This is a genomic window from Yersinia sp. 1252 StPb PI (genome assembly GCF_048593885.1).
Classification (GTDB): domain Bacteria; phylum Pseudomonadota; class Gammaproteobacteria; order Enterobacterales; family Enterobacteriaceae; genus Yersinia; species Yersinia enterocolitica_E.
Genome location: NZ_JAZGQE010000374.1, coordinates 1 through 1,305 on the forward strand (window position 1 = coordinate 1; position 1,305 = coordinate 1,305).

Below are 1,305 nucleotides of genomic sequence, written 5' to 3' on the forward strand. Positions count from 1 at the left end.
CATATAGTCAAAATCGTATTTTAAATTATCATTATTATTCAGTAAAAAATAAACTCCAAAATCATCACTTTCCAAAAGCCCCTTCCCTATTTGGAAGGAAACACCTTGGTAATCATTTGAAATAAAATTTCCATATGTTATCGCGTGAGATATATCATCTTCAAGTTTTTCTATTACTTGGTGTATTCTATATAATACTTTTGCCTTACTACTCGCGGCGGCACTTCCTTGCGCAATAACAATAACAGCCTGATAGATAGTTAAACTCATCATGGTAAAAATAATAACGGCAAGTAGTACCTCTAACAATGTAAAGCCATAAGATAAACGTTTACTCATTAGTAATCCGGTAGCTTTGCACTATATAATTAGGATGTTCGTTATTTTCCTGACTACGAATTTCAACGATAACTTCACGATATCCTTTACTATGATTATATACTTCTTTCGTTTGCCAATACCAAAATTGGTTAAGCATAAAATGACGTCCCTTCGCCCAATCTCCGATTTGTGTAACACTCATTATTTTAATTTCAGCTAAAACGTTATCTGCAACCCAAGAAGATGCCATTTTATCTTCTAACGCTTTGGTCCAGATTAATTGTTCACTAATATTTTTCATAATGCTGATACCAGCAATAGCAAAAATAGCTAATGAGACCATAACCTCTAATAATGTAAAACCTGTATAATATCGCAAGTAATTACCTATGTGTTGTCGGGACTCAAGTTACTACGTATATCTTTTTTAATTATGATGATACACTCCAGTTGCCAATATCATCTTCATTACCTATTTCTCTATCCGGTCCCGCAGAAAATATATCTATCTCTCCATTCTTACCGGGATTACTCATTCGGTAAGCGTTTCCCCACGGATCTTGCGGTAATCGCCGAATATAACCATATTGAGGATAAATTCTCGGGATGGGTACCTCTGTTGGTTTGACAACCAATGAATTAATACCTTGTAACTCTGTAGGGTAATGGCCATTATCCAATTTATACATGTCCAATGCATTTTCTAAAGCAACAATATCGCTTAATGTCTTTTGCCGGTCAGCCCGGTTTTTATTAGACATCAGACTGGGTATCGTTAAGCTAGCCAAAACACCCAAAATCATGATAACCACCATAATTTCCAGCAATGTAAATCCATCCGATTTCGTCTCCTTCATTATCCCTCCTCGATATATATTATGAAATTAGGCTGTTAATCTGCAATATTGGTTGAAATATTGACAAAACAATAAAAAATATAAATGCAGCCATGAAAACCATTATTGCTGGTTCTAGTATTGTTAT

Annotated in this window: 3 protein-coding genes; all 3 read right to left on the reverse strand. The window is 34.6% G+C overall.

From position 1 onward, the window contains the following. On the reverse strand, positions 1–339 hold a 339-nt coding region (locus tag V2A85_RS23715), incomplete at its 3' end, for a PulJ/GspJ family protein (protein WP_420072557.1). Beyond that, positions 332–700 carry a type II secretion system minor pseudopilin GspI gene (gene gspI / locus V2A85_RS23720; RefSeq protein WP_420072558.1) on the reverse strand — a complete coding sequence of 123 codons (369 nt, stop codon included), beginning with the start codon at positions 698–700 and terminating at the stop codon, positions 332–334. The genes gspI and V2A85_RS23715, both read right to left, overlap by 8 nt. A gap of 52 nt (positions 701–752) precedes the next feature. Beyond that, complete coding sequence (gene gspG, locus V2A85_RS23725; protein ID WP_420072559.1) at positions 753–1,178, reverse strand: type II secretion system major pseudopilin GspG; 426 nt, start codon at positions 1,176–1,178, stop codon at positions 753–755. Positions 1,179–1,305: the final 127 nt, after the last annotated feature.